The sequence below is a fragment of the Phycicoccus ginsengisoli genome (assembly GCF_054779295.1).
The window spans coordinates 72,153-96,902 of the sequence record NZ_BAAGYN010000001.1 but is presented as its reverse complement, the minus strand read 5'-3'; the positions used below and the strand labels follow the sequence as shown (position 1 = coordinate 96,902).

Annotated in this window: 20 protein-coding genes; 14 read left to right on the top strand and 6 right to left on the bottom strand. The window is 73.7% G+C overall.

The genetic code is table 11. The features are described from left to right. Positions 1–158: 158 nt before the first annotated feature. Entirely contained in the window at positions 159–1,220 is a 1,062-nt protein-coding gene (locus ACYVDO_RS00450) for a GNAT family N-acetyltransferase (protein ID WP_460931916.1), read from the bottom strand. 99 nt (positions 1,221–1,319) lie between these two features. Here ACYVDO_RS00450 and ACYVDO_RS00445 point away from each other — a divergent pair, with 99 nt between their 5' ends. Continuing rightward, complete coding sequence (locus ACYVDO_RS00445; RefSeq protein WP_460931914.1) at positions 1,320–2,309, top strand: malate dehydrogenase; 990 nt, start codon at positions 1,320–1,322, stop codon at positions 2,307–2,309. Between the two features lie 105 nt (positions 2,310–2,414). Here the strand turns inward: ACYVDO_RS00445 and ACYVDO_RS00440 are convergent, their stop codons facing one another. The 5 genes from ACYVDO_RS00440 to ACYVDO_RS00420 all read right to left on the bottom strand — a co-directional run bounded on the left by ACYVDO_RS00440 (position 2,415) and on the right by ACYVDO_RS00420 (position 7,471). Continuing rightward, complete coding sequence (locus tag ACYVDO_RS00440) at positions 2,415–2,684, bottom strand: DUF3017 domain-containing protein (protein ID WP_460931913.1); 270 nt, start codon at positions 2,682–2,684, stop codon at positions 2,415–2,417. A gap of 12 nt (positions 2,685–2,696) precedes the next feature. Beyond that, a complete protein-coding gene (locus tag ACYVDO_RS00435; RefSeq protein WP_460931911.1) occupies positions 2,697–3,587 on the bottom strand; it encodes a bifunctional methylenetetrahydrofolate dehydrogenase/methenyltetrahydrofolate cyclohydrolase in 891 nt (296 codons plus the stop codon). Between the two features lie 76 nt (positions 3,588–3,663). Beyond that, positions 3,664–5,070, bottom strand: a complete 1,407-nt coding sequence (locus ACYVDO_RS00430; protein ID WP_460931909.1) for a YlbE family protein — start codon at positions 5,068–5,070, stop codon at positions 3,664–3,666. Continuing rightward, positions 5,067–6,674: an FdrA family protein gene (locus ACYVDO_RS00425; RefSeq protein ID WP_460931907.1), complete on the bottom strand. Its 1,608-nt coding sequence runs from the start codon at positions 6,672–6,674 to the stop codon at positions 5,067–5,069. The genes ACYVDO_RS00430 and ACYVDO_RS00425 overlap by 4 nt, the downstream gene beginning before the upstream one ends. After that, positions 6,671–7,471, bottom strand: a complete 801-nt coding sequence (locus ACYVDO_RS00420) for an oxamate carbamoyltransferase subunit AllH family protein (protein ID WP_460931905.1) — start codon at positions 7,469–7,471, stop codon at positions 6,671–6,673. Before ACYVDO_RS00420 ends, ACYVDO_RS00425 begins: the two co-directional genes overlap by 4 nt. 67 nt (positions 7,472–7,538) lie before the next feature. Here ACYVDO_RS00420 and ACYVDO_RS00415 point away from each other — a divergent pair, with 67 nt between their 5' ends. The 13 genes from ACYVDO_RS00415 to ACYVDO_RS00355 all read left to right on the top strand — a co-directional run bounded on the left by ACYVDO_RS00415 (position 7,539) and on the right by ACYVDO_RS00355 (position 24,655). Beyond that, positions 7,539–9,344, top strand: coding sequence for a PucR family transcriptional regulator (locus ACYVDO_RS00415; RefSeq protein ID WP_460931903.1), 1,806 nt, complete (start codon positions 7,539–7,541; stop codon positions 9,342–9,344). Positions 9,345–9,536: 192 nt separating this feature from the next. Further along, a complete protein-coding gene (locus tag ACYVDO_RS00410) occupies positions 9,537–11,114 on the top strand; it encodes a uracil-xanthine permease family protein (RefSeq protein WP_460931901.1) in 1,578 nt (525 codons plus the stop codon). Positions 11,115–11,218: 104 nt separating this feature from the next. After that, positions 11,219–12,148, top strand: a complete 930-nt coding sequence (locus tag ACYVDO_RS00405) for an FAD binding domain-containing protein (RefSeq protein ID WP_460931900.1) — start codon at positions 11,219–11,221, stop codon at positions 12,146–12,148. Next, complete coding sequence (locus ACYVDO_RS00400) at positions 12,145–12,657, top strand: (2Fe-2S)-binding protein (protein WP_460931898.1); 513 nt, start codon at positions 12,145–12,147, stop codon at positions 12,655–12,657. The genes ACYVDO_RS00405 and ACYVDO_RS00400 overlap by 4 nt, the downstream gene beginning before the upstream one ends. After that, entirely contained in the window at positions 12,654–15,155 is a 2,502-nt protein-coding gene (gene cutA, locus ACYVDO_RS00395; protein WP_460931896.1) for an aerobic carbon-monoxide dehydrogenase large subunit, read from the top strand. The genes ACYVDO_RS00400 and cutA overlap by 4 nt, the downstream gene beginning before the upstream one ends. Beyond that, positions 15,152–15,805: an SRPBCC family protein gene (locus ACYVDO_RS00390; protein ID WP_460931894.1), complete on the top strand. Its 654-nt coding sequence runs from the start codon at positions 15,152–15,154 to the stop codon at positions 15,803–15,805. The genes cutA and ACYVDO_RS00390 overlap by 4 nt, the downstream gene beginning before the upstream one ends. Then, a complete protein-coding gene (locus ACYVDO_RS00385) occupies positions 15,805–16,701 on the top strand; it encodes a carbon-nitrogen hydrolase family protein (protein ID WP_460931892.1) in 897 nt (298 codons plus the stop codon). Before ACYVDO_RS00390 ends, ACYVDO_RS00385 begins: the two co-directional genes overlap by 1 nt. A gap of 441 nt (positions 16,702–17,142) precedes the next feature. After that, complete coding sequence (locus ACYVDO_RS00380) at positions 17,143–17,835, top strand: GH25 family lysozyme (protein WP_460931890.1); 693 nt, start codon at positions 17,143–17,145, stop codon at positions 17,833–17,835. A 5-nt stretch (positions 17,836–17,840) separates the two neighbouring features. After that, on the top strand, positions 17,841–18,275 hold the full coding sequence (locus ACYVDO_RS00375) for a VOC family protein (RefSeq protein WP_460931888.1): 435 nt from the start codon (positions 17,841–17,843) through the stop codon (positions 18,273–18,275). 128 nt (positions 18,276–18,403) lie between these two features. Then, the gene (locus ACYVDO_RS00370) at positions 18,404–19,885 is read left to right on the top strand and encodes a serine hydrolase domain-containing protein (RefSeq protein ID WP_460931886.1); all 1,482 of its coding nucleotides are present in this window, start codon (positions 18,404–18,406) and stop codon (positions 19,883–19,885) included. Between the two features lie 58 nt (positions 19,886–19,943). Continuing rightward, positions 19,944–22,133 (top strand): hydantoinase/oxoprolinase family protein, encoded by a 2,190-nt coding sequence (locus ACYVDO_RS00365; RefSeq protein WP_460931884.1) that lies wholly within the window; start codon positions 19,944–19,946, stop codon positions 22,131–22,133. Next, complete coding sequence (locus ACYVDO_RS00360) at positions 22,130–24,085, top strand: hydantoinase B/oxoprolinase family protein (RefSeq protein WP_460931882.1); 1,956 nt, start codon at positions 22,130–22,132, stop codon at positions 24,083–24,085. The genes ACYVDO_RS00365 and ACYVDO_RS00360 overlap by 4 nt, the downstream gene beginning before the upstream one ends. Positions 24,086–24,094: 9 nt before the next feature. Continuing rightward, the gene (locus ACYVDO_RS00355; protein WP_460931880.1) at positions 24,095–24,655 is read left to right on the top strand and encodes an NYN domain-containing protein; all 561 of its coding nucleotides are present in this window, start codon (positions 24,095–24,097) and stop codon (positions 24,653–24,655) included. Positions 24,656–24,750: the final 95 nt, after the last annotated feature.

Genomic DNA, 24,750 nt, shown 5'->3' with positions numbered 1-24,750 from the left:
CCAGGAACAGCGCCAGGGCCAGGTCGTCCGACCCGGCCTCCCTGGCGGCGCGGGAACCGGCGTTGCTGATCCGCTCGAAGTCCACCCTGAAGTCGCGGAACCGTGGCTGGCCCGCGCCACGGCCTGTTCCCCGGCCTCCCCCTGCGCGGACCGGTCGCTCACCGCTGCACCAGGTCCAGCTTGTAGCCCTCGTGCGAGCCGACGAACCCGAGCCGCTCGTAGAACCGGTGGGCGTCGGTGCGCGACTTGTTCGTCGTGAGCTGGACCACCCGGCACCCCCGTCGCCTGCTCTCCTGCGCGACCCACTCCATCAGCGCGCCGCCGAGCCCGCTGCCGCGCCGGTCGGACGCGACGCGCACCGCCTCGACCTGGGCGCGCCAGGCGCCGCGGTGCGAGATGCCGGGGATGAACGTGAGCTGGAGGGTGCCGACGACCGTGCCGCCGTCGTCGAGGACGACGAGGAGCTGGTTCGGGTCGGCGTCGATCGCCGCGAGCCCGCTTCGGTATGCCGCGAGGTCGCCCTCGTCCTCGCGCGTCGCCCCCAGCCGGTCGTCGGCGAGCAGCCGCACGATGGCGGCCAGGTCGTCCTCGCGGGCGCGCCGCACGACGACCTCGCGGCCGCCGTCGCGCAGGGTGGTGAGGACGGCCTCGCGGGCCGGCCCGCCGGCATACCCCTGCTCCGCGGCCGCCGTCCCAGGGTGCCCGGCGACGGCACGGTCCTCTCGCGCGGCGTCGGGAGCGTCGAGCTCCTCGGCGTGGAACCACGCGTCACCGGCGTGGGCCAGCGCGCGGTCGAGCCGGATGCGGGAGCGTTCCATCATCGGCGGCAGGGCCTCGACCGCGAACCAGCCGACCTCGACCGACTCGTCGTCGTTGACGCGGGCCTCACCCGAGACGTGCGTCGCCAGGAAGCAGAGGTCGAGGTACTGCGCCAGGTCACCGTTCGGGTACTCGATGGGAGGCAGCGTCCACACGCCCGTGAGGGTGTCGACGGTGGCGACCACGCCGGTCTCCTCCTCGATCTCGCGCCGCAGGCCCTCGGCGGGCTGCTCGCCGGGTTCGAGGATGCCGCTGACCAGGGCCCACTCGCCGTTGTCGGCGCGGCGGACGAGCAGGATCTCGCCGCGGTCGTTGCGGACGACGGCGCTGACGCCACTGAGCCAGAGCAGGTCGGTGCCGACCCGCTCGCGCAGGGCCACGATGAACTCGGGGACGGGCATGGCACCGACCCTAGCCACCCGCGAACCACCCGGCCGGAGCACGCGGCCACCCTGCTAGCGTCGGCCGCAGACACCATCAGCGACGCGAAGGGTCCCACCGTGAGCACAACCCCCGTCAAGGTCGCCGTCACCGGCGCAGCCGGCCAGATCGGCTACAGCCTCCTGTTCCGCATCGCGAGCGGCTCGCTGTTCGGCCCGGACACCCCGGTCGAGCTGCGCCTGCTCGAGATCACCCCCGCGCTCAAGGCGCTCGAGGGTGTCGTCATGGAGCTCGACGACTGCGCGTTCCCGACGCTGGCCAAGGTCGAGATCGGTGACGACGCCGAGACGATCTTCGACGGCGTCAACCACGCCCTGCTCGTCGGCGCCCGCCCGCGCGGCCCCGGCATGGAGCGCGGTGACCTGCTCGAGGCCAACGGCGGCATCTTCGCCCCGCAGGGCAAGGCCCTCAACAAGGTCGCGGCCGACGACATCCACGTCACCGTCACCGGCAACCCGGCCAACACCAACGCGCTCATCGCCATGAGCAACGCCCCCGACATCCCCCGCGAGCGCTTCTCCGCGCTGACCCGCCTGGACCACAACCGCGCGATCTCCCAGCTCGCCGCGAAGCTGCAGGTGCCGGTCACCGAGATCCACAAGATGACCATCTGGGGCAACCACTCCGCGACCCAGTACCCCGACCTGTTCCACGCGGAGGTCTCCGGCAGGAACGCCGCGGAGGCCGTCGGCGACCAGGACTGGCTCGAGAACACCTTCATCCCGACGGTCGCCAAGCGCGGCGCGGCGATCATCGAGGCGCGCGGCGCGTCGTCCGCGGCGTCGGCCGCGTCCGCCACCGTCGACCACGCCCGCGACTGGGCTCTCGGCACCCCCGAGGGCGACTGGGTGTCGATGTCGGTCTGCTCCGACGGCTCCTACGGGGTCCCGGAGGGCCTCATCTCCTCGTTCCCCGTGACCGTCAAGGACGGCGCCTGGGAGATCGTCCAGGGCCTGGAGATCGACGACTTCTCGCGCGCGAGGATCGACGCCTCGACGGCCGAGCTGGCCGAGGAGCGCGAGGCCGTCAAGGGTCTCGGCCTCATCTGACCCACCCGAGCAAAACAACGGTTGCTCGACGAACCGCGGGTTGTCGTCCCGCGGGTTGTCGAGCAACCGTTGTTTTGCGTGGGGGCCGGGGCTGCAGGGGGGTGGTCAGCCGCGGGGGCGCAGGTCGAGGACCTTGGTGATGACCGCCAGCCCCCCGGCCAGCACCAGCAGCGTGGCCACGTCGGCGAACCGGGAGCGCACCGCCAGGCCGCCGCCCCGCCCTGCTGGGAGGACGAGCCGCAGCAGCGCGGCCAGCCCGACGCTGGCGGCCATGACGTAGCCCGCGAGCCGGACCTCGCCGCGCGTGAACGCATAGAGCCCGAGCAACAGGACGGGGATGGTCACCCACCACCAGCCGAGCTTGGGCGCGATCACGAGCGGCCCGCGTCAGCCCGCAGCCCCGGCGCCGGGGCGGCCGTCGGCCACCTGGCGCTCGGCGGCGGCGACGATGTTGGACAGCAGCATGGCCCGGGTCATCGGGCCCACCCCGCCGGGGTTCGGGCTGACCCAGCCGGCGACCTCGGCGACGTCCGGCGCGACGTCACCGGCGACGACGGAGCGGCCGTCCTCGGCAACGATCCGGCTGACGCCCACGTCGAGCACCGCCGCGCCGGGCTTGACCATGTCGGCGGTGACCAGCCCCGGCACTCCCGCAGCGGCCACGACGATGTCGGCCCGGCGCACCTCGGCGGCCAGGTCACGGGTGCCGGTGTGGCAGAGCACCACGGTGGCGTTCTCGGAGCGGCGGGTCAGCATGAGCCCCAGCGGGCGGCCGACCGTGATGCCTCGCCCCACCACGGCGACCCGTGCCCCTGCGATCGGCACGTCGAACCGGCGCAGCAGCTCGATGCAGCCGGCCGGCGTGCAGGGCAGCGGGGCGGGCTTGCCGAGGACGAGCCAGCCGAGGTTGGTCGGGTGCAGGCCGTCGACGTCCTTGACGGGGTCGACCCGCGACAGGAGCGCGAACTCGTCGAGCCCGGTCGGCTGCTGCACGAGGAAACCGGTGCAGTCGGGGTCGGCGTTGAGCTCGTCGATGACGGCCTCGACCTCGGCCTGGGGCGTCCCGGCCGGCAGGTCGCGGCGGATCGAGGTGATCCCGATCTCGGCGCAGTCCTTGTGCTTGGCGCCGACGTACCACCGGCTGCCCGGGTCGTCCCCCACCAGCACCGTGCCCAGCCCGGGCACGACCCCCTGCTCGCGCAGCACCGCGACGCGGGCCTTCAGCTCGTCCTTGATGGTCGCGAGGACCGCCTTGCCGTCGAGGATGCCTGCCGTCACGAACGCCCATCCTGCCACGGCGCCGGTCGCAGCCCGGCAGCGCATCGTGCGGGCACGGCGACCTGACCCCGCCGGGTCAGGAGCCGGTGGCGTCCGCGAGCGCCGCCAGCGCAGCGGTGAAGCACTCGGCCGGCGGCGTCACGAGTCCGGCGCCCACCTGCCCGGTGCCGGCCACCCGGCCGGCCATGCCGGTGTTGATCTGGGGCAGGATCCCGGTGCGCGCGACCGCGACGACGTCGATGCCGGTGGGCGTGCCGCGGAACTCCAGGATCGGCACCTGGTAGGCCGGGTGCTCCCCGACGGTGATCTCGTACATCGTGCGCGTGGCCCGCAGGGCGAGCGGGACGTCGCCGCCGACGAACCGCACGATCGCGGGCGCCGCGGCCATGGCGAAGCCGCCGATGCCCGCGGTCTCGGTGATGGCCGAGTCGCCGATGTCGGGGTTCGCGTCGCCCGGCCCGTAGTCACCGAGGAAGAGCCCGTCGGGGGTGTTGGCCGGCCCGGTGAACCAGCGGTCGCCCGTGCCTGCCGTGCGGATGCCGAAGTCGGTGCCGTTGCGCGCCATCGTCGTCACGACGGTCGAGCCCGGGATGCCCTCGGCCGCCAGGGTCGACAGCTTGCAGGCGGGCATGCCGAGGTTGAGGAAGAAGTGCTCGTTGGCACCGGAGAACCGCACCGCCTCGGCGATGTCGGTCGAGCTGCCGTCGGCGGTGATGAGGGTCGGCAGCAGCTCGCGCAGCAGCATGAGCGACCCGGCCCGGTTGCGGTTGTGCCCCTCGTCGCCCATCTGCAGCATCTGGGCGAGGATCGCCTTGACGTCCACCGGCCCGCGCGCCCGCACCGCCTGCTGCAGCAGCGGCCCGAGCACGGCGCTCATCCAGTGCAGCCGGTCGACCACCTCGGGCCCGTACGCGCCGTAGCGCAGCACCTTCCCCAGCCCCTCGTTGAGCGAGCACCACGACGTGTGGTCGTGCACCTCGTCGCGCAGCTCGTAGACCCACATCGACGGGGAGACGACGCCGGCCATCGGCCCCACCGCGCCCCGGTGGTGGCACGGCTCGAGCTCGTATGCCGCGGCGGCGAGCTGGCGCTCCGCCTCCTCGGGGGTGTCGGCCAGCCCCTCGAACAGGACGGCGCCGATGAGGGCGCCGCGCATCGGCCCGGAGGCCCGCTCCCACTCGATCGGCGGACCCGCGTGCAGGAAGGTCCCGCGCTCCAGCCCCAGCGCCTCGTGGGCCGGGCGCACGTCGACGAGGTCCGCGCCGGCCGCCGTCATCCGCGCGAAGGCGAGCGCGTTGGCCTCGGACCGCCGCCGGTCGGCGAGCACGGTGACGAGGTGGCGCTCCGTCCCCTCCATCGGTGGTCGCCAGTCGGCCTCGGTCACGCTGACTGCCTGGTCGCGCAGCGCGTCGGCGAACAGGCCCACCCCGGCCGTCGCGACCACGGGGTCCTCGGACAGCAGCCCGTGCAGTGGCCCGGTCATCGGTCGGCCCTCCCGGAGAGCAGCTCGAGCGCGTGCCGGGTGGCGGCGGCGTTGGAGAGGTGGACGTAGGCCCCGGCGGCGGCCAGCGCCCGGGCACAGTCGGGCAGGCCCTGCGGGTCGCCGGACGTGCCGGTCAGCGAGACGACGACGGGCAGCTCCCGGCCGGCCCCGCCGGCGGTCCCACGGGCCTCGCGGATCGCCGCGGCCAGCTCGGGGGCCGGGTCGGGGTGGGCTCCGTGCCCCAGCACCAGGTCGAGCAGGAGCACGCCACAGGTGGGGTCGGCCGCCTCCACGGCGATCCGCTCCATCCGCAGGCTCGGGTCGATCATCGGGTGGGCGCGCCCCCGGGTGAGGGCGTCGTCGCCGAAGTCGATGACGACGTGCCCGTCGGCGCGCAGGTCCGCACCCAGGGCCAGCTCCGGCGACAGCGGGGTGTTGGAGCGGATCGGCCCGAGCGCCTCGCCCGCGACCAGCATCGCCTCGTCGGCGAGGGTCCCTCCGCAGAACAGCCCCCGCAGGAACTCGCCCTGCCCTGTCTCCGAACGGCTCTCGCCCTCGACGGGGACGCCGCCCCTCATGTACCAGGTGGGTGACCCCAGTTCCCGATCAGGAACCTCGCCCACAGGGGGCCAGGGCCCCGGCTCGACGACCGGTCCCCACTGCGGTGCCCAGCCCTCGCGAAGCTGTCCTCCCGCGGCCGCGACGACCTCCTCGACGGCGGCCGTCAGGTCGGGACGTCCCGGGCCGAGCGTCGCCCAGTGCACGGGCGTGCCGAGCCCGGCGGCATACGCCTCGAGGTCGGCGAGCACCCCGGGTGCCGGCGGCTTGGACACGACGACGATGTGCTCGGTGCCCTCGTCGGCGGCGAGCGCGGCGAGCGCCTGGCGGGTGGACCGGCCGGCGACCTCGGCGGACAGGTCGCGGCCCCCCACGCCGAGGCAGTGGCTGACGCCGACCCCGGCGGCGTCGAGGAGCGCCATGACCTGCTGGGCCCCCGTCCCGGACGCGGCCACGATGCCGACCGGGCCGCGGCGCACGACGTTGGCGAAGCCGAGGGCGACCCCGCCGACGACCGCGGTGCCACAGTCGGGGCCCATGACCAGCAGGTCGCGCTCGGCGGCGAGGTCCTTGAGCCGGACCTCGTCCTCGACCGGGACGTTGTCGGAGAACACCATCACCGAGACACCGTGGGCGAGGGCGTCCAGCGCCTCCACCACGGCGTTCGGGCCGGGGACCGACACGAGCGCGAGCGTCACCCCGGCCGCGTCGACCGCGCGGCCCAGGGTGCGCGGTGGCGGGGCCTCGCCGAAGCCGCCGTCCCGGGCGCCGGCGGAGGCCAGCCCGGCCAGGGCGGACTCCACTGCCGCGCGGGCCGCCTCCAGCGCCTCGGGGCCGGTGGCCCGGACCGCCAGCAGCAGGTCGTTGGGGCGCGCGTCGTCCGGGACCGCGAACCCCATGCCGCGGATGACGTCGAGGTTGAGGTCCGTGGCCATCGCCACCTGGGCCGCGCTCACGCCGGGGGTGCCCGCCACCTGCCGCGAGACCTGCATGAGGCTGACGGAGTCGTGGTACGCGCCGCGCCGCACCTCCACGTGGTCGGTCACGAGGCCACCTCCAGGGCAGGGCTGAGGGCCTCGAGGGTGCCGAGGAACCCGGCCAGCAGGTCCCGGCCGGAGGAGTGCCCGATGGCTGCCACGTCCCGCGCGGCGGTGGCGGCAGCGGCGGGGTCCCCACCCGCGAGTGCCGCGCTGAGGCGCACGAGCTCGGGCACGGCATACCCGTCCCCGGCCTCGGTGAGCAGCGCGGCCGAGAGGGTGGTGGTGGCGCCGAGCAGGGGGCGCACCGCGCCGCGGAGGCGCGCGACCGCGTCGAGCCGGCCGGCCAGCCGCAGGCCGAGCAGGACGCCGCACAGGACGTCGTCGCCGCTGGGTGTCAGCCCGTGGCCGGCCCCGACGAGCGCCCCGACCGTGCCGGCGAGGTCGCCGCCGGCCGTGGCCCGGCGGGCAGCGTCGGCCGCGGCCGCGCGCCACTCGTGGCTGCCGGTGACGCCCTCGAGAGCGCCGAGCCACCACCGCCCTGCGGGGGCCGCCCGGACCGGTTGGGGCGTCCACGTCCGCACCCGGACGAGGTCGCGGCCGGGAAGCCGCACGCGCCCCCAGCCCACGGCGACCACGGCACCGGGCCGCAGTCCCCAGCCGGCTGGGGGCAGCGGCCGCGATACGACCAGGGCCGTCGGCAGGCGCAGGGCGCGGGCCGTGACGACCGGCAGCAGCGCGCCGTCCACGTCGAGGTACAGCGCCTGCGCGAACGCCGCCAGGACGGTCGCGCACCGGTCGGCGCCGTCGAGCACGGTCGAGCGCGACGAGGCGGACGCCGGCCAGGCCGTCGCGGGGAGGGACACCGACCGACCTCCGAGGGGTTTCGCGGACAGGTCCTGCGACCGTACCCAGTGCGATTACAGTCCCCTCATGGTGAATGTTGCCAACGATCGGGCCGTCCGTGACGCGGAGTTGCCATCGGTGGCGACCGCACCGGCCGCGCGCGAGCTCGTGGCCGGCCTGCCGCTCGAGCGGTTGCTCACGCTGCCCTCCCTGGCCGGGGCGCGCGTCCTCGCGGGGCCACCGGCAGCCGGCCGGGTCGTGACCCGCGCGAGCCGCCTCACCGGTCCCGGTATGCCGTGCGCGGGCCAGCTCGTCGTCGTCTCCCCGGACCTTGGGGCAGCGCCGGGGGCGGGGGCGGCACCCGCTGGGGTCGCCGGGCCCGATGTCGCCACGACGCACTCCAAGGCCGCGGCGCACACCGCGCTCGCGGCACCCGCTGGGCCCGCGGCACCCGCGGTGGTCGCGGCGCTCGCCGAGGGGGGCGCCGCCGCGGTGCTCCTCACCGGCGCGCGCGGCGTGCCCGGCAGCGCGCTCGAGGGCTGGCAGCAGGCCGCGGACCTGCACGGCACACCCCTCCTCGTCCTCGACGACGGCGACCCCGGCACCGTCGTCACGGAGGTGCTCGGCGCCCTCCTCGACCAGCAGACCGCGATCCTCGCCCGGGTCGACGAGGCACACGAGATCCTCGTCGGGATCGTGCTGGGCGGCGGCGGCCTCGAGGACCTGTGCGACCGGCTGGCCGGCTTCCTCGGCGGGGCGGCCATGGTCACGAGCACCGACGGGCGGGTGCTGGCGCAGGCCGGGTCGGACGCTGCCCTCGCGTCCGCCCTCGCCCTCGACTGCTTCGACCGGACCGGTCGCCTGGTCACCGAGCGCGAGGCCGTCGGCATCCGCCCCTCGGGGACGCCGGGTGCGGGCCGGGCCCTGGTGCGCATCGTGGCGGGGCAGCTCAACCACGGCCTGCTCGCCGCGTTCGTCGAGGACCGCAGCCTCTCGCCCGACGACGTGCACCTGCTCGAGCGAGCGGCGACGGTCGCGGCCCTGGCCATCACCAAGGAGCAGGCGGTGTCGGCCGTCGAGAGCAAGTACCGCGCCGAGTTCCTCCGCGACGCCCTGGCCGGTCGGGCCGGGGGCCCGGCGGAGGCGCTGCTGCACGCGGCCGCCCTCGGGTGGGACATCGACCGCCCGCTGGTCGTCGTCGTGGCGGAGACCGACGAGGACGACGAGCACACGAGCCGGACCAGCGAGGAGGTCACCGACCTGCAGCAGCGGTTCTCCCGGGCGTGGGGGCAGGCCATGGCGGTCCGCGACCCCCGGGCCCCGGTGATGGGCTTCAGCCAGGAGGTCGTGGCTCTCTTCGCGGTGCCGGGTGACGCCGACCCGGACTCCGTGATGCGGTCGGTCGGCGAGGTGGTGCGGGTCGTGCGCGGTGACGGGGGCGGTGGCCGACGGTCGTTCTCCACGGGGGTGTCACGGCCGGTCGAGTCACCCGCGGACCTGCCCCGCGCGTACGAGGAGGCGCTCAGCGCGGTGAGCGTCGGGCGGCAGCTGCACGGCGACGGCTCGGTGGCCCACTTCGACCAGCTGGGGATCTTCAGGCTGCTGGCGCTCGTCCCCGACAGCGCGGACCTGCGGCGGTTCGTCGCCGAGGCGCTGGGCCCGCTCGCGACCGACGACCTGCCCGAGCACGCCGACCTGCGCACCACCCTGAGCGTCCTGATCGACACCAACCTCAACGTCGCCGAGACCGCGCGGCTGCTGTTCTTCCACTACAACACCCTGCGCTACCGCATCGCCAAGCTCGAGCGGATGCTCGGCCCGTTCACGACCGACCCGCAGCTGCGGCTCAAGCTCGCACTGGCCCTCAAGGTGCACCAGATGCGTGGCATCTGACCCGCCGGACGCGCGTGCGGAGGCGCGGGGCGTGAGCACCCGGGCCACGGGTGGCGGTGTGCCGGAGGACCCGACCCGCCGATAGCAACAATTGCCCAATGCAGCCCGTACCCGGGCCGCTAGGTTGCCGCCTATCTGCAGGGACCACGAGCCGCGCCACCCCTCCGGCGCGGCCGGCGAGAAGGAGTCCGGATGAGCTTGGGCCTGGGATGGAAGCTGCACGGCGACGGGAACCTCGCCGGACCGGACGACGTCGTCGCCCCCGACGAGCGCCTGGGCTGGGGCAAGACGGTGGGCCTGGGCGCCCAGCACGTCGTGGCCATGTTCGGGGCGACGTTCGTCTTCCCCCTCGTCATGGGCCTCAACCCGCAGCTGGCGATCATGATGAGCGGCATCGCGACGATCGTCTTCCTGCTCATCGTCTCGGGCCGGGTGCCGAGCTACCTGGGCACCTCCGCCTCGTTCGTCGGTGGTGTCGCCGCGATCCGCGCGCAGGGCGGTGACTCCAAGGAGGTGACCGGCGCGATCCTCGTCGCCGGCGTCGTCCTGGGGATCGTGGGCCTGCTCGTCCACTTCCTCGGCTCGGGACTGCTGCACAAGGTGCTGCCCGCCTCGGTCACCGGGGCCGTCGTCATGCTCATCGGGTTCAACCTCGCGCCCGTGGTCGCCGGCATCTACTGGCCGCAGGACCAGTGGGTGGCGCTCGCGGTCATGGTGTTCACGATCGTCTTCGCGGTCGCCTTCCGGGGGTTCATCGGGCGCATCGCCGTGTTCCTCGCGCTGATCTTCGGCACGGTGCTGTCGTGGGTGCTGGACAAGACCGCCGGGCAGATCAACTCGGTCCTCGGCGGTGCGACGAAGGCGACCGACCACTTCCGCACGAACTTCGGACCGGTCCGGGACGCCGCGTGGTTCGGGTTCCCCTCCCAGACCACCATCGCCGCCGACGGCAAGGAGGTCGTCGGCTGGCACGCCCCGACGTTCTCCACGGCGGCGATCCTGCTCGTCCTCCCGGCCGTCATCGCCCTCATCGCGGAGAACACCGGGCACGTCAAGGCCGTCGCCGAGATGACCGGCCACGACCTCGACCCCTACATGGGCCGGGCCATCGCGGCTGACGGCCTCGGCACCGCCCTCGCCTCCTCGGTGGGCGGCTCGCCCACCACGACGTATGCCGAGAACATCGGCGTCATGGCCGCGACCCGCGTCTACTCCACGGCCGCCTACTACGTCGCAGCGCTCGTGGCGATCCTCTTCGGCCTCTCCCCGAAGTTCGGCGCCCTGGTCGCCTCCGTGCCGGGCGGCGTCCTCGGCGGGATCACGGTGGTCCTCTACGGCATGATCGGCCTGCTCGGCGCCAAGATCTGGAAGGAGAACGGTGTCGACTTCGGCAACCCGATCAACCTCGTGCCGCTCGCCGCGGGCATCATCATGGGCATCGGCAACGTGTCGCTGAAGTTCACCGACAACTTCTCCCTGAGCGGCATCGCCCTCGGCACCATCGTCGCCGTCGCCGGCTACCACCTGGCCAAGGCCGTCGCCCCGCGCGAGCTGCGCGACCGCGCCAACGCCAACCACCCGGGCGGTGCCGCGATCGTCCTGGGTCGCGACACCTACGGCGAGAGCGACGTCGACGACCTCTACCAGGACACCCACACGGGCCACGCCGGCACCCACCGGGCCACCGGCGGCGGCCCCCGGTCAGAGCACTCCGACCACTCCGAGCGATCCGGCTCGCTGCCGGGACAGACCGGCGACGGGAACCCCTGACCCGTCTGCCGGCTGGGCCCCCGACGCCGCTCGGGGGCCCACGCCGTTCCCCACCTTTCCCCGACTCCCTTCCCCGCCCCCGACCCAGCAGGCAGGATCAGTCCGTGAAGCCAGCCCCGTTCGTGCACCACGCGCCCCGCACCGTGGCCGAGGCGACGGGCGTGCTGGCCGAGGTGGGGCACGACGGCAAGGTGCTGGCCGGCGGCCAGAGCCTCGTGCCGATGCTCAACATGCGCCTGGCCACCCCTGCCCACCTCGTCGACGTCAACGGCGTCGCCGGTCTCGACGAGGTCCAGGTCGCCGCGGACCACGTTCGGGTGGGTGCGCTGGTGCGGCACGCGGAGCTCGAGCGGCACGACGAGGCGTATGCCGCGCTGCCCCTGCTGCGCCAGGCGTTGCGCCAGGTCGCGCACCCCGCCATCCGCAACCGCGGCACCACCGTCGGCTCCATCGCGCACGCCGACGCCGCAGGCGAGATGCCGTCGGTGCTGGCGCTCTGTGACGGTGTGGTCGAGGCGGTCAGCGACGCGGGTGCGCGCGAGATCGCTTGGCACGACTTCTTCCTCGGACCGTTGGAGACGTCGCTGGCGGCCGAGGAGCTCGTGGTGGCGGTGCGCTTCGGCCGCCTGCCTGCGGGCACCGGGACCTCGTTCGTGGAGCGGGCCCGGCGGCACGGCGACTACGCCCTGGCTGGCGTGGGGGCGGCCGTCACGGTCGCCGACGGGGTGGTGTCGAGGGCGCGGCTGACGTTCGTGTCCGTCACCGACGTGCCGGCCGTGCTCGACGTGACCGAGCCGTTCGCGGGGGCCGAGCCGGGTGTGGTGGACTGGGGGGGCGCTGCTGACCTCGTGGCCGCCGGGGTCTCGCCGGAGGCGGACATCCACGCCACCGCCGAGTACCGCCGGATGCTCGCGGTCGAGCTGTCCCGGATCGCCCTGTCCGAGGCAGCATCGAGATCCGGTGCGGCGCAGCCGGATTCGGCCAGCCGTTCCATGAGCGCCTCCCCGTCGCCGCTGAGCGGGGGTGCCGCGTGAGCGACGTGCCCACGGTCGAGCAGCTGCTCGACGTCACGGTGACGGTCAACGGGCACCCGCGCCACGCGCGGGTGCCGGCCCGGCGGCTGCTCTCGGACTTCCTGCGCCACGACCTCGGCCTCACCGGCACCCACGTGGGGTGCGAGCACGGGGTCTGCGGCGCCTGCACCATCCTGCTCGACGGCCGGCCCGTCCGCGCCTGCCTCGTCTTCGCGGTGACGGCCCAGACCCACGAGGTCACGACGGTCGAGGGGCTCGGCAGCCGCGAGGCGATGAGCCCGGTGCAGCGGGCCTTCGCCGAGTGCCACGGCCTGCAGTGCGGCTTCTGCACGCCCGGCTTCCTCACGACCGTCACGGCCTACCTCGAGGAGAACCCGCGCCCCACGCAGGACGAGGCGCGCGAGGCGATCTCGGGCAACCTGTGCCGCTGCACCGGCTACCAGAACATCGTGAAGTCGGTCCTGCGCGCCGCCGAGCTCCGCGAGGACGCCGGGGGCGACGAGGCATGACCACCTCGATGTTCGGGGCGCCGGTCCAGCGGCGCGAGGACCCACGGCTGCTCACCGGCGGCGGCCGCTACCTCGACGACCTCGGGCGCGACGCGCTCGCCGCGGCCTTGGTGCGCAGCCCGCACGCGCACGCCCGCATCCGCGACATCGACGTCAGTGACGCCCTCGAGGTCGACGGCCTCGTCGGCATCTGGACCCACGAGGACCTGCCGGGCCGCGTCGGCGAGCCCCTCCCGCTCCTCATCCCCCACCCCACGCTGACCCACGGCCGCACCCAGTACGCCCTGGCGCGCGACGAGGTGAACCACGTCGGCGAGCCCGTGGTCCTCGTCGTCGCCCGCGACCGCTACGTCGCCGAGGACGTCTGCCAGCGCATCCGCGTCGACTACGAGCCGCTGCCCCCGGTCGTCGGCATCGAGAACGCCCGCGCCGCAACGCACCTCGTCCACGAGGACGTCCCCGACAACGTCTCGGCCCACATGCTGCAGGAGGTCGGCGACGTCGAGGCCGCCATGGCCGCCGCCCCGCACACGCTCGAGCTCGACCTGTCCATCGAGCGCAGCGCCTGCACGCCGTTGGAGGGCAAGGGCGTCTACGCACGCTGGGACACCGAGCGCGAGGAGCTGCGGATCTACTCCTCGACCCAGACCTCGACCGGCGTCCGCGCCGCGGTCGCGGCCAAGCTCGACCTGCCCCTGGCCAAGGTCGAGTGCATCGCGCCCGACGTCGGCGGCGGGTTCGGCGTGAAGATCAACCACCCCTGGCCCGAGGAGGTGCTGGTCCCCTGGGCCGCACGGCTCCTCGACCGCCCGGTGAAGTGGACCGAGGACCGGCGCGAGCACTTCGTCTCCAGCGCGCACGAGCGCGGCCAGCTCCAGCAGGTCACGGTCGGCTTCGACGACGACGGCCGGCTGCTGGCGCTCGACGTGCGGTTCTGGCACGACAACGGCGCCTACACCCCCTACGGCATCATCGTCCCGATCATCACCTCGACCCAGCTGCTCGGGCCGTACAAGCCCGGCGCCTACCGGGTCGAGTTCTGGTCGCTCTACACCAACACCGTCCTGGTCACGCCCTACCGTGGCGCCGGCCGGCCGCAGGGCTGCTTCGCCATGGAGCGCACCATGGACGCCATCGCCGACGAGCTCGGCCTGGACCGCACCGAGGTCCGTCGCCGCAACTTCATCCAGCCCGAGGACATGCCGTACGACCACGGCCTGCTGTTCCAGGACGGCCGCCCGCTGCGCTACGACAGCGGCGACTTCCCTGCCACGCTCGCCACGCTGGAACGGCTCGTCGGCTGGGACGACTTCGCGGCCTACGCCGAGCGGGCGCGAGCCGAGGGACGCAGGGTCGGGCTCGGCATCGGCTGCTACGTCGAGGGCACCGGCGTCGGCCCCTACGAGGGCGGCCACATCCAGGTCGAGACCAGCGGACGGGTCAACGTCTCGACCGGCCTGACCTCCCAGGGCCAGGGCCACGAGACCGTGTTCGCCCAAGTGGTGGCCAGCGAGCTCGGCGTGCGGATCGAGGACGTGCACGTCACGACCGGCGACACCCGGCGCATGCCGTATGCGGTGGGCACGTTCGCCTCGCGCGCGGCGGTCATGAGCGGCAACGCGATCGCGCTCGCCGCACGGCAGGTCCGCGCCAAGGCGCTGCGGATCGCGGCCGAGGCGCTCGAGGTCAGCCCCGAGGACCTCGAGATCGTCGACGGCGACGTCCGGGTCAAGGGCGCCCCCGACACGCACCTGGGGCTGGGCACGGTGTCGGTGATGTCGAACCCCCTGCGCTACGCCTTCGACGAGGCGGCCAAGGCGGCCACCCAGTTCGCCGGCAGCAACGACCCCGACAAGCCGCCGGTCGCCGACGACGAGGAGCCGGGGCTGGAGGGCAAGGACTTCTACTCCCCCACCCAGGCGACTTTCGCCAACGGCATGCACGCGGCGATCGTCGAGACCGACCCGGTGACGGCCGAGATCCGGATCCTGCGCTACTGCGTCGTCCACGACTGCGGCCCGATGATCAACCCGATGATCGTGGAGGGCCAGGTCCACGGCGGGGTCGCGCAGGGCGTCGGCGGCGCGCTCTACGAGCGGATGGTCTACGACGAGTCGGGCCAGCTGCTCAACGCGAGCTTCATGGACTTCCTCATGCCGTACGCGTCGGAGGTCCCGTTCATCGAGACCGACCACCTCGAGACGCCGTCACCGCTGAACCCGTTGGGCATCAAGGGTGCCGGCGAGGCGGGTTGCATCCCGGTCTCGGCCGTCATCGCCTCGGCGATCGAGGACGCCGAGGGCTTCCCGATCCGCTCGATGCCGATCTCGCCGGTCGAGCTCTGGGAGCTGCGGCAGCGGCACGAGCGCGGCGAGTGGCCCTCGCTGCGGCACCCCCACGGCATACCCGATGACCCGTCCCGGGCCGTCACGCACGGCGACCCGAGCGGACCGCGCGACGAGGACACCACCGCCACCCGACCCGAGGAGCAAGGATGAGGATCTCCGGCACCGCGGAGCTCAAGGCCAGCCCACAGGAGGTGTTCGACGCCTTCCACGACCCGGCGGTGCTCGCTCGCTGCCTGCCCGGGTGCGAGGCGCTCACCGAGGTCGGCACGCACCGCTACGCCATGACCGTCACCGCCGGCGTGGCCGCCGTCAGGGGCACCTACGACGGCACGGTCGCCCTGCACGACCCGAACCCGCCGGAGGGCTTCACGATGAAGGCCAGCGGCGCCGGCGGTCCCGGCACCGTCGACGCCGACGTCGTCGTGCGGCTGGCCCCCAGCGACGGCGGCGGCACGGCCCTCGCCTACGACGCCGACGCGACGGTCGGTGGCATGCTCGGCGGCGTCGGGCAGCGGATGCTCACGGGCGTCACCCGCAAGATGGCCGGCCAGTTCTTCACGGCCGTGGACGACGACATCGCGGGCGTGCGCCCGATCCCGATCGAGCAGCCCGTCCTGACCCGTCACCCCGGCGCCCCCGCCGGTGCCCCCGTGTATGCCGGGCGGCGGGCGAGGCCCGCGGCCGAGGCTGCGCCCGGGGCTGGCGTCCGCGGCAACCGGGACTTCGGCTGGGGCGTGCTGACGGGCGGGGTGGTCGCGCTGGCCGGGGTTATCGTGGGATGGGCGATCGGAGGACGCTGATGCGCGCATTCACCACGGCCGCGATCCAGGTCGCGCCGGTTCCCGGGCCGCTGTCGCCCGAGACCGTGCGCAAGAACCTCGACAAGTGCGTCGACCTGGTCCGGCGCTGCGTCGACGCGACCGGGGCCGAGCTGGTCGTCCTGCCCGAGACCGCGACGACCGGGTTCACCCCGGACTGCTCGACCGAGGACCTCTGGGAGATCGTCTCCGAGGTGCCGGGCCCGGTCACCGAGCCGGTGCAGCAGGTCGCCCGCGACCTCGGCGTCCACGTCGTGCTCGGCACGTACGAGCGCGGGCCCGAGCGGGGCGTGGTGTACAACTCGTCGGTGTTCGTCGACCGCGACGGCGAGGTGGCCGGCGTCTACCGCAAGACCCACCCGTTCTGCACCGAGCACGTCGACGGCGGGGGCTGGGTCACCCCCGGCAACGACGTGACCGTGGTGGAGACGGACCTCGGGCGGATCGGCATGATCATCTGCTTCGACGGCGACTACCCCGAGCTCTCGCGGATCCAGGCGGTCCGGGGTGCGGAGGTCATCGTCCGCCCCTCGGCCCTGCTGCGCTCGGCCGACGTCTGGGAGCTCACCTCGCGGGCCCGGGCGTACGACAACCACGTCTTCGTCGTCGGCGCCAACGCCACCGGCACCGACCCGGCCGGCGTCCTCTACTTCGGCAACTCCCACATCGTCACGCCGGTCGGGCACATCGTCGCCAAGGCCGCTTCGCACGAGGGCTGGGTCAGCGCGCTGCTCGACCCCGACACCGCGCTCGCGTCGCTCACGCCCGGGTCCAACATCGGCCAGGGCTTCGACCACCTGCGCGACCGCAACCTCGAGCTGATCCGGCGGCACCGGGCCGAGCTCGAGGGCTTCGCGCAGACCTCCTTCCCTCACTGACCGGGGCGCGAAACGGTTCCGCACGGGCCCCTTTCGTACGCCACGCCCCCGTCTCGGGCGAGAAACGGTTCCGCACGGGCCCATTTCGCACACCACGCCCCCGTCTCGGGCGAGAAACGGTTCCGCACCGGCCCGTTTCGTACGCCACGCCCGGGTGCACGAGTGTTCTGGATGGCCGGTCTTGTGCGCAGGACCCCGACCCACCACCCGTGCGCGAAACGGTTCCGCACGGGGCCCTTTCGTGCGCCGCCCCCGCGCCCCGGAGGGGTAAGGGTTCCGCGAGGGCCCGATTGCGGCTGGACTACGAGCGCCGTGCCCTGCGCGACCGCAACCTCGAGCTGATCCGGCGGCACCGGGCCGAGCTCGAGGGCACCGCGCAGACCTCCTTTCCTCACTGACCCACCGCACCGACCACCCTCGCGGCGCGGCTAGGGTTCCGGCATGCGACGGCGTCGGGGAGTGGTCGTCCTCCTGGGCGCCGTGCTCGCCCTCACCCTGGCGGCCATCCTGTCGATCGAGCTGTGGCTGCCCAGCCACCGGCCGGCGCTGCGCGACGGGGAGTCCTACGGCGTCGACGTCTCCGCCCACCAGGGCACCATCGACTGGCCGGCGGTCGCCGCGGACGGCGTCACGGCGGCATACCTCAAGGCGACGGAGGGGGCGACGTTCCGTGACCCGCAGTTCGTGCGCAACTGGCAGCAGGCGCGGGCGGCGGGACTGGACGTCGGCGCCTACCACTTCTTCACCCTCTGCCGCAGCGGTGCCGACCAGGCGACGAACCTCCTGCGCACCCTCGACGAGGTGGGCGCCCGGCGGGACGACCGGTCGCTGCCCGTCGTCGTGGACCTCGAGCTGAGCGGCAACTGCTCGACCCGTCCGGCTCGGGCGGACGTGCAGCGCGAGGTCGACGCCTTCGTCGACATGGTCGAGCAGGGCACCGGCCGCCTCGTGCGCTACTACGTGCTCAACAGCTGGGACGCGCGCTACCCGCCCACGCGCGACCGCGAGCGCTGGGTGCGCAGCATCGTGGTGCGGCCGCCCGGGAGCTGGGTCTGGTGGCAGGCCAGCGACCGCGCGCGGGTCGACGGCGTCCGGGGCCCCGTGGACCTCAACGTCGTCCGCCCGACACACTGACCGGCATGGACTGGACCCTCGAAGTCGTCGTGCTGCCCGTGTCGGACCTTGAGCGCGCCATTGCGTTCTATCGCGACCAGGTCGGCTTCCACCTCGACCACCGCACCACCAACGAGCACATGGACGTCGCCCAGCTGACCCCCACCGGCTCGGGCTGCTCCGTCGTCATCGGCACCCTGCCGAGCCAGCAGGAGATGGCTCCGGGGTCCATGCGCGGGCTCCAGCTGGTGGTCCCCGACGGTCGCGCCGCCCGCGCGGAGCTGGTCGGACGCGGCGTCGAGTGCAGCGAGGTCCAGGTGTTCGACGAGCGCGACGGCGGGACCTTCTTCGGTTTCTCCGACCCTGACGGCAACACCTGGGCCGTGCAGGAGCTCCGGGTGCGCGGCGAGGTGCCGCTCATCCCGCACGACCACCGCGGCCGGTTCGGCGCCGACTCCTGACCGCCGGTACGGCCCGGTTGTCCTGACCGCCAGTCCGGCGCGGTCGTCCCGGCCGCCGTTCGGGCCCCGATGGTCACGGCCGCCGGTCCGGCTCGGCGTGCTGATCGCGGCCGGGCTAGCGTCGGGGCGTGACCGCCCCCTCCCCCGTCCTCCCGTCCAGCACCCCGTCCGCGCAGGGGATCGACGCCCGCGGCGTCCTCGCCCTCGTCGACGCCCTCGAGGCCGACGGGCACGACCCGCACAGCCTCGTGCTGGCCCGGCACGGCACCGTTGTGGCGCGCGGGTGGTGGGCGCCGTATGCCGCCGAGCGCGTCCAGCTCGTCTACTCGCTGAGCAAGTCGTTCACCGCCACCGCGGTGGGGCTGCTCGTCGACGAGGGCCGGCTCTCGCTCGACGACCGGGTCTTCGACGTCCTCCCGGCCACGCTGCTGCCCCCGGGTGCCGAGGTGTCCGACCGGTACCGGCGGCTGACGCTCGGGCACTGCCTGACCATGGCGACCGGGCACGACGTCGACGCCTGGCCCGGGCCGGTCGCCCTGTCGGCCACGACTCCCTCCGACGACGGCACCGACCCGGTCCTCGGCGCGATCCTGGCGCACGAGCCCGAGCACGAGCCCGGCACCGCGTGGGCGTACAACCAGCTCGCGACCTACCTCGCCGCGTCGTGCGTCCGTGCGGTCTCCGGCGATGGCGTGCTCGACCTGCTCGGCCCCCGGGTGCTCGCCGTCCTCGACCCGGCCGGCGCCGAGCGGGTCCGCTGGCACCGGACCGCCACGGGCCGCGAGCTCGGCTTCTCCGGCATCCACGTCGGCACCGACGCGGTGCTCGGGCTTGCCCAGACCTACCTCGACCGCGGGCAGTGGGCCGGCGACCGGCTCCTCTCGCCGGAGTGGGTCGCCGTCGCCACGAGGCCGACGGGGCTGCCCAACCGCGAGCCCGACCCCAACCCCGACTGGACCCACGGGTACGCCTGCTCGTTCTGGGGCGCCAGCCACGGCTACCGCGGCGACGGCGCCTACGGTCAGTACGCCATCGTGCTGCCCGAGCACGACGTCGCCCTCGCCATCACGTCCGAGACGGTCGACATGCAGGCCGTCCTCGACCTCGTCTGGGAGCACGTGCTGCCGGCGATCGACCGCGAGGGCGATCCCGCTGCCGACGACGAGCTCGCGTCGCGGCTGGCGGCGCTGTCCGCGCCCACGCCGCGCTCGACCGGCACCGGACCCGACGAGGGCGCGTGGACCCGGTCGCCCGACAGCCAGCTTCCCGCGGCGTATGCCGGGGTGCGGGTCGAGCGCGCCGGCGCCGCGGCATACACGCTCACGATCGAGGGGCACGGCACCGCGGCGACCATGGACGTCGGCGACGGGCACTGGGTGGACACGCGAGTGGCGGTGGGCGACGAGGAGCTCGTCCTGGCGGCCTCGGGCGGCTGGACCGGCGAGGGGAGGTTCGAGGCCGACCTGCGGCTGGTCGAGACCCCGCACCGGGTGCTCGTGCGCACCCGTCCGGACGGCACCGCGTGGCTCGGGTGGCACCAGGTGCCGCTGCACGGGTCGGACCCGCTGTCCCTGGTCCTGCCGGGAGACGCGGCCTACCTCTCCCTCTAGGCCCGGTTGGCAACATGTGACGACGCGGGGTCCCTGACCGGCCGGTTGAATCGCACGCATGGCGCGACGGATCCGGATCGGCATCGACACCGGCGGGACGTTCACCGACGTGGTCGCGGTCGACGAGGAGACCGGCGACCTCGTCACGACCAAGACGCCGTCGACGCCGGCGAACCCGGCCGACGGGTTCATCACCGGGGTCGAGAAGGTGCTCGGCCTCATGGGGGCCACCGGGTCCGACATCAGCTCGGTCAGCCACGGGACGACCGTCGCGACCAACAAGCTGCTCGAGGGCAAGGTCGAGCGGCTGGGGTTCGTGACGACCGAGGGCTACGAGTTCATGCTCGAGATCGCCCGGCAGGCCGTCCCCGACGGGTACGGCAACTCCTACTTCTGGGTCAAGCCGCCACGCATCGTGCCGGCGGACCTCGTGCGCACCGTCGGTGGTCGGATCGACTTCCAGGGCAACGAGATCCGCCCGTTCGACGAGGCGTCCGCCGTGGCCGCCGCACGGTGGTTCCGCGAGCGCGGGATCACCACGATCGGCGTGTGCTTCCTCCACTCCTACGCCGACGACGGCCATGAGCTCGCGATGCGCGAGGTGCTGCGGCGCGAGCACCCCGAGGCGGTCGTGTCGATCTCGAGCGAGGTCCTGCGCGAGTACCGCGAGTACGAGCGGTCGATGACGACCCTCGTCGACGCCGCGGTGAAGCCCAGCGTCTCGCGGTACGTCGCCAACATCCACGAGCGGCTCGACGCGATCGCGCCCGGCGTGCCGTTCTCGATCATGAAGTCCAACGGCGGTGTCCTGTCGGCCGACGAGGTCGTCCACCAGCCGATCACGACCGTCCTGTCCGGGCCGGCGGCCGGGGCCCTGGGCGCCGGGCTCGTCGCCGCGCGCGCCGGGTTCGCGAAGGTGCTCACGTGCGACGGCGGTGGCACCTCGACCGACGTGTCGGTGGTGCTCGACGGTGAGCCGACGCTGACGACCGAGGGCACGGTCGGCGCCTACCCCAGCAAGATCCCGATGATCGACGTCGTGACTGTGGGGGCCGGTGGCGGCTCGATCGCGTGGGTCTCCCCCGAGGGCACGCTCAAGGTCGGGCCGCAGTCCGCGGGCGCCGACCCGGGTCCGCTCTGCTACGGCCAAGGCGGCACCGAGCCGACCATCACCGACGCGCACGTCGTCCTCGGACGGATCCCGCCGCACCTGCTCGGCGGCGAGATCCCGCTCGACGTCGAGGCCGCCCGCACCGGCGTCGACGCGCTGGCGCAACGGCTCGGGCTCGACCCGACCCGCTGCGCCACCGGCATCCTGGAGATCAGCGCCTGGAACCAGGCCAACGCCCTGCGCCAGGTGTCGGTGAAGCGGGGCCTCGACGTCCGCGACTTCATGCTCGCCACCTTCGGCGGGTCGGGGTCGCTGCTCGCCTGCCGGCTCGTCGACATCCTCGACCTGGCTGGGGTCGTCGTGCCCCGGAACCCGGGGAACGTCAGCGCCTTCGGGCTGCTCACGGTCGACGTGAAGAACGACTACGTGCAGACGATGGTGGCCCGCCACGACGCCCTCGACCTGGCCGCCGTGCAGAAGACCTTCGACGAGCTGACCGACCGGGCCGCGAGGGCCCTCGACGCCGAGGGCTTCCCCCGCGACCGGCACCGGTACGTGCGGACCGTCGACCTGCGCTACTTCGGCCAGGCCTTCGAGGTGCGCGTCGCGGCCCCCGAGGGTGGCTCGGGACAGGTCGACGCGGCGTATGCCGGTGCCGTCGCCGAGGCCTTCCACGCCGAGCACCGCGCGCTGTACGGCTATGACTTCGCCGGTGACCCCAGCCAGCACGTCGAGTGGGTCAACCTGCGCGTCACCGGGATCGGCCCGATCACCCGTCCCGAGCTCCGCGACCTCCCCGAGTCCCGCGACCTCCCCGAGTCCCCGGCCGGTCCGGGCCCTTCCCCGTCCGGGGATCGCGCGCAGACCTCGACCCGGCCGGTCTGCTTCGACGCGGACGCCGGGTACGTCGAGACACCGGTGCTGTGGCGGCCCGACCTGGGGGTCGGCGACACCTTCGACGGCCCGGCGATCGTGGAGGAGTTCGGCTCGACCGTCCCGGTCCACCCCGGCTTCACCGCCCGGGTCGACCGCATCGGCAACCTGGTCCTCACCCGCACGACCGCGACCAGCGCGGCGCCCCTGACCGCGACCGCCACGACAACCGCCACGGCGACCACGACGGGAGGCGACCGATGAACCCCGCCGGCCTGCCCACGGCATACGAGCACGGGAAGCGACTGACCCCCGAGGGCACGGACGTCGACCCGATCCTCGTCGAGATCGTCCAGGGCACCCTGGCCAGCGTGGAGCTCGAGGTCGAGACCGCGATCGCGCGCACCAGCCGCAGCCCGATGATCCGCGACGCGCACGACTTCCGCGCCGGCATCCACGACCGGCAGCTGCGCAAGCTCACGGGGCGGTCGTACTCGGCGCTGGTGCACCCGGTCGTCCGAGACTTCCCGATTGCGCAGATGTCCGAGGGCGACGTGTTCTTCCACAACGACGTCTACGAGTCCGAGGGCGGGATCGGGCACCTGCCGGACCTGTGTGTGACGGTGCCGGTGTTCCACGAGGGCGAGGTGGTGGCGTTCGTGCAGGCGTTCGGGCACCACGACGACATCGGCGGCGCGGTGCCGGGGTCGATGCCCAGCAACGCGCGGACGGTCTTCGAGGAGGGCCTCTCGGTGCCCCCGATCCGGTTGTGGGACAAGGGAGTCCCCAACCGCGCCGCCCTGCGGATCATGACCCGCAACAGCCGGATGCCCGACAGCCTGGCCGCCGACCTCGACGCCGAGTGCTCGGCCTGCCTCATGGGGGCGCGGCGCCTCGGCGAGCTGTTCGCGCGCTACGGCCGGGAGGACATCGAGGCGGCCTTCGACACGATCCTCGACCGCACGACCGAGACCTACCGGCGCGAGATCCTGTCGCAGATCCCCGACGGCACCTACGTCTGGGAGGACTACGCCGAGCACGACGGCGTCGACGAGCCGCAGCTGCACACCCAGCGGATCACGCTCACCAAGGTCAGCGACGCCCCGGCCGACCCCGAGAACGGGCGCCCCGCCGGGCCACGGCTCATCATCGACTTCACCGGAACCAGCCCGCAGGCCAAGGGGCCGATCAACCACTGCGGCGACTTCGTCGGCGGCAACTTCCTCAAGAAGTGGCTCGCGCCGATCCTGCGCAACCTCGCCGAGTCGCCCGAGCGGATGGCCGAGCTCGACGTCAACGAGGGTGTGGTGCCGCTGATCGAGATGCGCTTCCCCGACAAGGGCACCCTGCTCACGCCGATCTACCCTGCGCCGACCAACGCGCGCACCTTCGTCATCCTGCGGCTGCTCGGCGTGCTCGCCGGGGTCGTCGCCAAGGCCGTCGACGGCCGGATGCCGGCCGACCAGGAGACGATCCGCTACACCGGCGTCTACGGCAAGGACCGCAACGGAGACGACTACCTCATGCGCGAGGTCCTCGGCGGCGGCTCCGGAGGCCGCTACTACGCCGACGGCGAGGACACGATCCACGTCGTCCCCGACAGCCGGAACCTGCCGACCGAGTTCACCGAGTCGCGCTTCCCGTTCGTGGTGGAGCGGCTCGGCCTGGCCGTCGACTCCGGCGGCGCCGGCCGGCACCGCGGCGGCCTGGGCTACGAGAAGCACCTCCGGATGCTGCGCGACGCGCACTTCATGTCGATCGCCGACCGCTCGATCCTCGCCTGCTGGGGGGTCAAGGGCGGGAGGGCCGGTATGCCGTTCAGCGTCACCATCGACCCCGGCGGGCCGGACGAGCGGGAGGTCGACGCGCTGGCCGATGCCGAGCCGGTGCGGGCCGGGCAGGTCATCCGGATCCGCACGACCGGCGGCGGCGGGTGGGGCGACCCGCTCGAGCGCCCGTACGCCGAGGTGGAGCAGGACCTGCGCTGGGGCAAGGTGTCCTTCGAGGGCGCACGACGGGACTACGGCGTCGTCGCGTCGGGGACCAAGGACGAGCCGGTGCTCGACGAGACGGCGAGCGACGCCCTCCGCGCCCGGATGCGCGGCGAGCGCGAGGAGTCGGGCGGTCAGGCCAGCGGCCAGCCGTTCTTCGACCGCGGCCCGGGATACGCGCGGCTGGCCGGGGGGAGGGCGGCGGCGGACGTCGACTGGCTCTAGCCTCGGGTCATGTCCCAGGCACCGCGCACCACCTACGTCCTCGTCGACGGGGAGAACCTCGACGCCACGCTCGGCAACTCGATCCTGGGCCGGCGGCCGCGGCCGGAGGAGCGGCCGCGCTGGGAGCGGCTGCTGCAGTTCGCCCGCGAGCGCTGGGGCCAGGACGCGACCGGCCTGTTCTTCCTCGCGGCCAACACCGAGCTGCCCATGGCGTTCGTGCAGGCCCTGCTCGCCATCGGTTACCGGCCGATCGCCCTGTCGGGGGCAGCCGGCGAGAAGGTCGTCGACATCGCCATCCAGCGGACCCTCGGCGAGCTGCGGTCGCGGGAGGCGGACGTGCTCCTCGTCAGCAACGACGGCGACTTCGTCGACCAGGTCGAGGACCTGCTCGACGGGCGCCGGGTCGGGCTCGTGGGCTTCACCGAGTTCCGCAACCGGGACTTCGTCGAGCTCGCCGAGGACGGGCTAGAGATGTTCGACCTCGAGTACGACGTCTCGGCGTTCAACGAGCGGCTCCCCCGCGTCCGGATCATCCCGATCGAGGAGTTCGACCCGGCGCAGTTCCTCTGACGGTCGTGTGGCCGCGACCCGGCCCGAAGGGACCGGAACCGGGCAGAACCGGGTGCGATGAGGGCGCGAGGCGGTATTTTGGCGGCGTCGAGGAT

Coding starts and splice junctions, on each gene's coding strand:
- ACYVDO_RS00380 (WP_460931890.1), top strand. CDS start 17,143: ATGCGACGGCGTCGGGGAGTGGTCGTCCTCCTGGGCGCCGTGCTCGCC.
- cutA (WP_460931896.1), top strand. CDS start 12,654: ATGACCACCTCGATGTTCGGGGCGCCGGTCCAGCGGCGCGAGGACCCA.
- ACYVDO_RS00390 (WP_460931894.1), top strand. CDS start 15,152: ATGAGGATCTCCGGCACCGCGGAGCTCAAGGCCAGCCCACAGGAGGTG.
- ACYVDO_RS00450 (WP_460931916.1), bottom strand. CDS start 1,220: ATGCCCGTCCCCGAGTTCATCGTGGCCCTGCGCGAGCGGGTCGGCACC.
- ACYVDO_RS00430 (WP_460931909.1), bottom strand. CDS start 5,070: ATGACCGGGCCACTGCACGGGCTGCTGTCCGAGGACCCCGTGGTCGCG.
- ACYVDO_RS00415 (WP_460931903.1), top strand. CDS start 7,539: ATGGTGAATGTTGCCAACGATCGGGCCGTCCGTGACGCGGAGTTGCCA.
- ACYVDO_RS00375 (WP_460931888.1), top strand. CDS start 17,841: ATGGACTGGACCCTCGAAGTCGTCGTGCTGCCCGTGTCGGACCTTGAG.
- ACYVDO_RS00365 (WP_460931884.1), top strand. CDS start 19,944: ATGGCGCGACGGATCCGGATCGGCATCGACACCGGCGGGACGTTCACC.
- ACYVDO_RS00360 (WP_460931882.1), top strand. CDS start 22,130: ATGAACCCCGCCGGCCTGCCCACGGCATACGAGCACGGGAAGCGACTG.
- ACYVDO_RS00355 (WP_460931880.1), top strand. CDS start 24,095: ATGTCCCAGGCACCGCGCACCACCTACGTCCTCGTCGACGGGGAGAAC.
- ACYVDO_RS00410 (WP_460931901.1), top strand. CDS start 9,537: ATGAGCTTGGGCCTGGGATGGAAGCTGCACGGCGACGGGAACCTCGCC.
- ACYVDO_RS00385 (WP_460931892.1), top strand. CDS start 15,805: ATGCGCGCATTCACCACGGCCGCGATCCAGGTCGCGCCGGTTCCCGGG.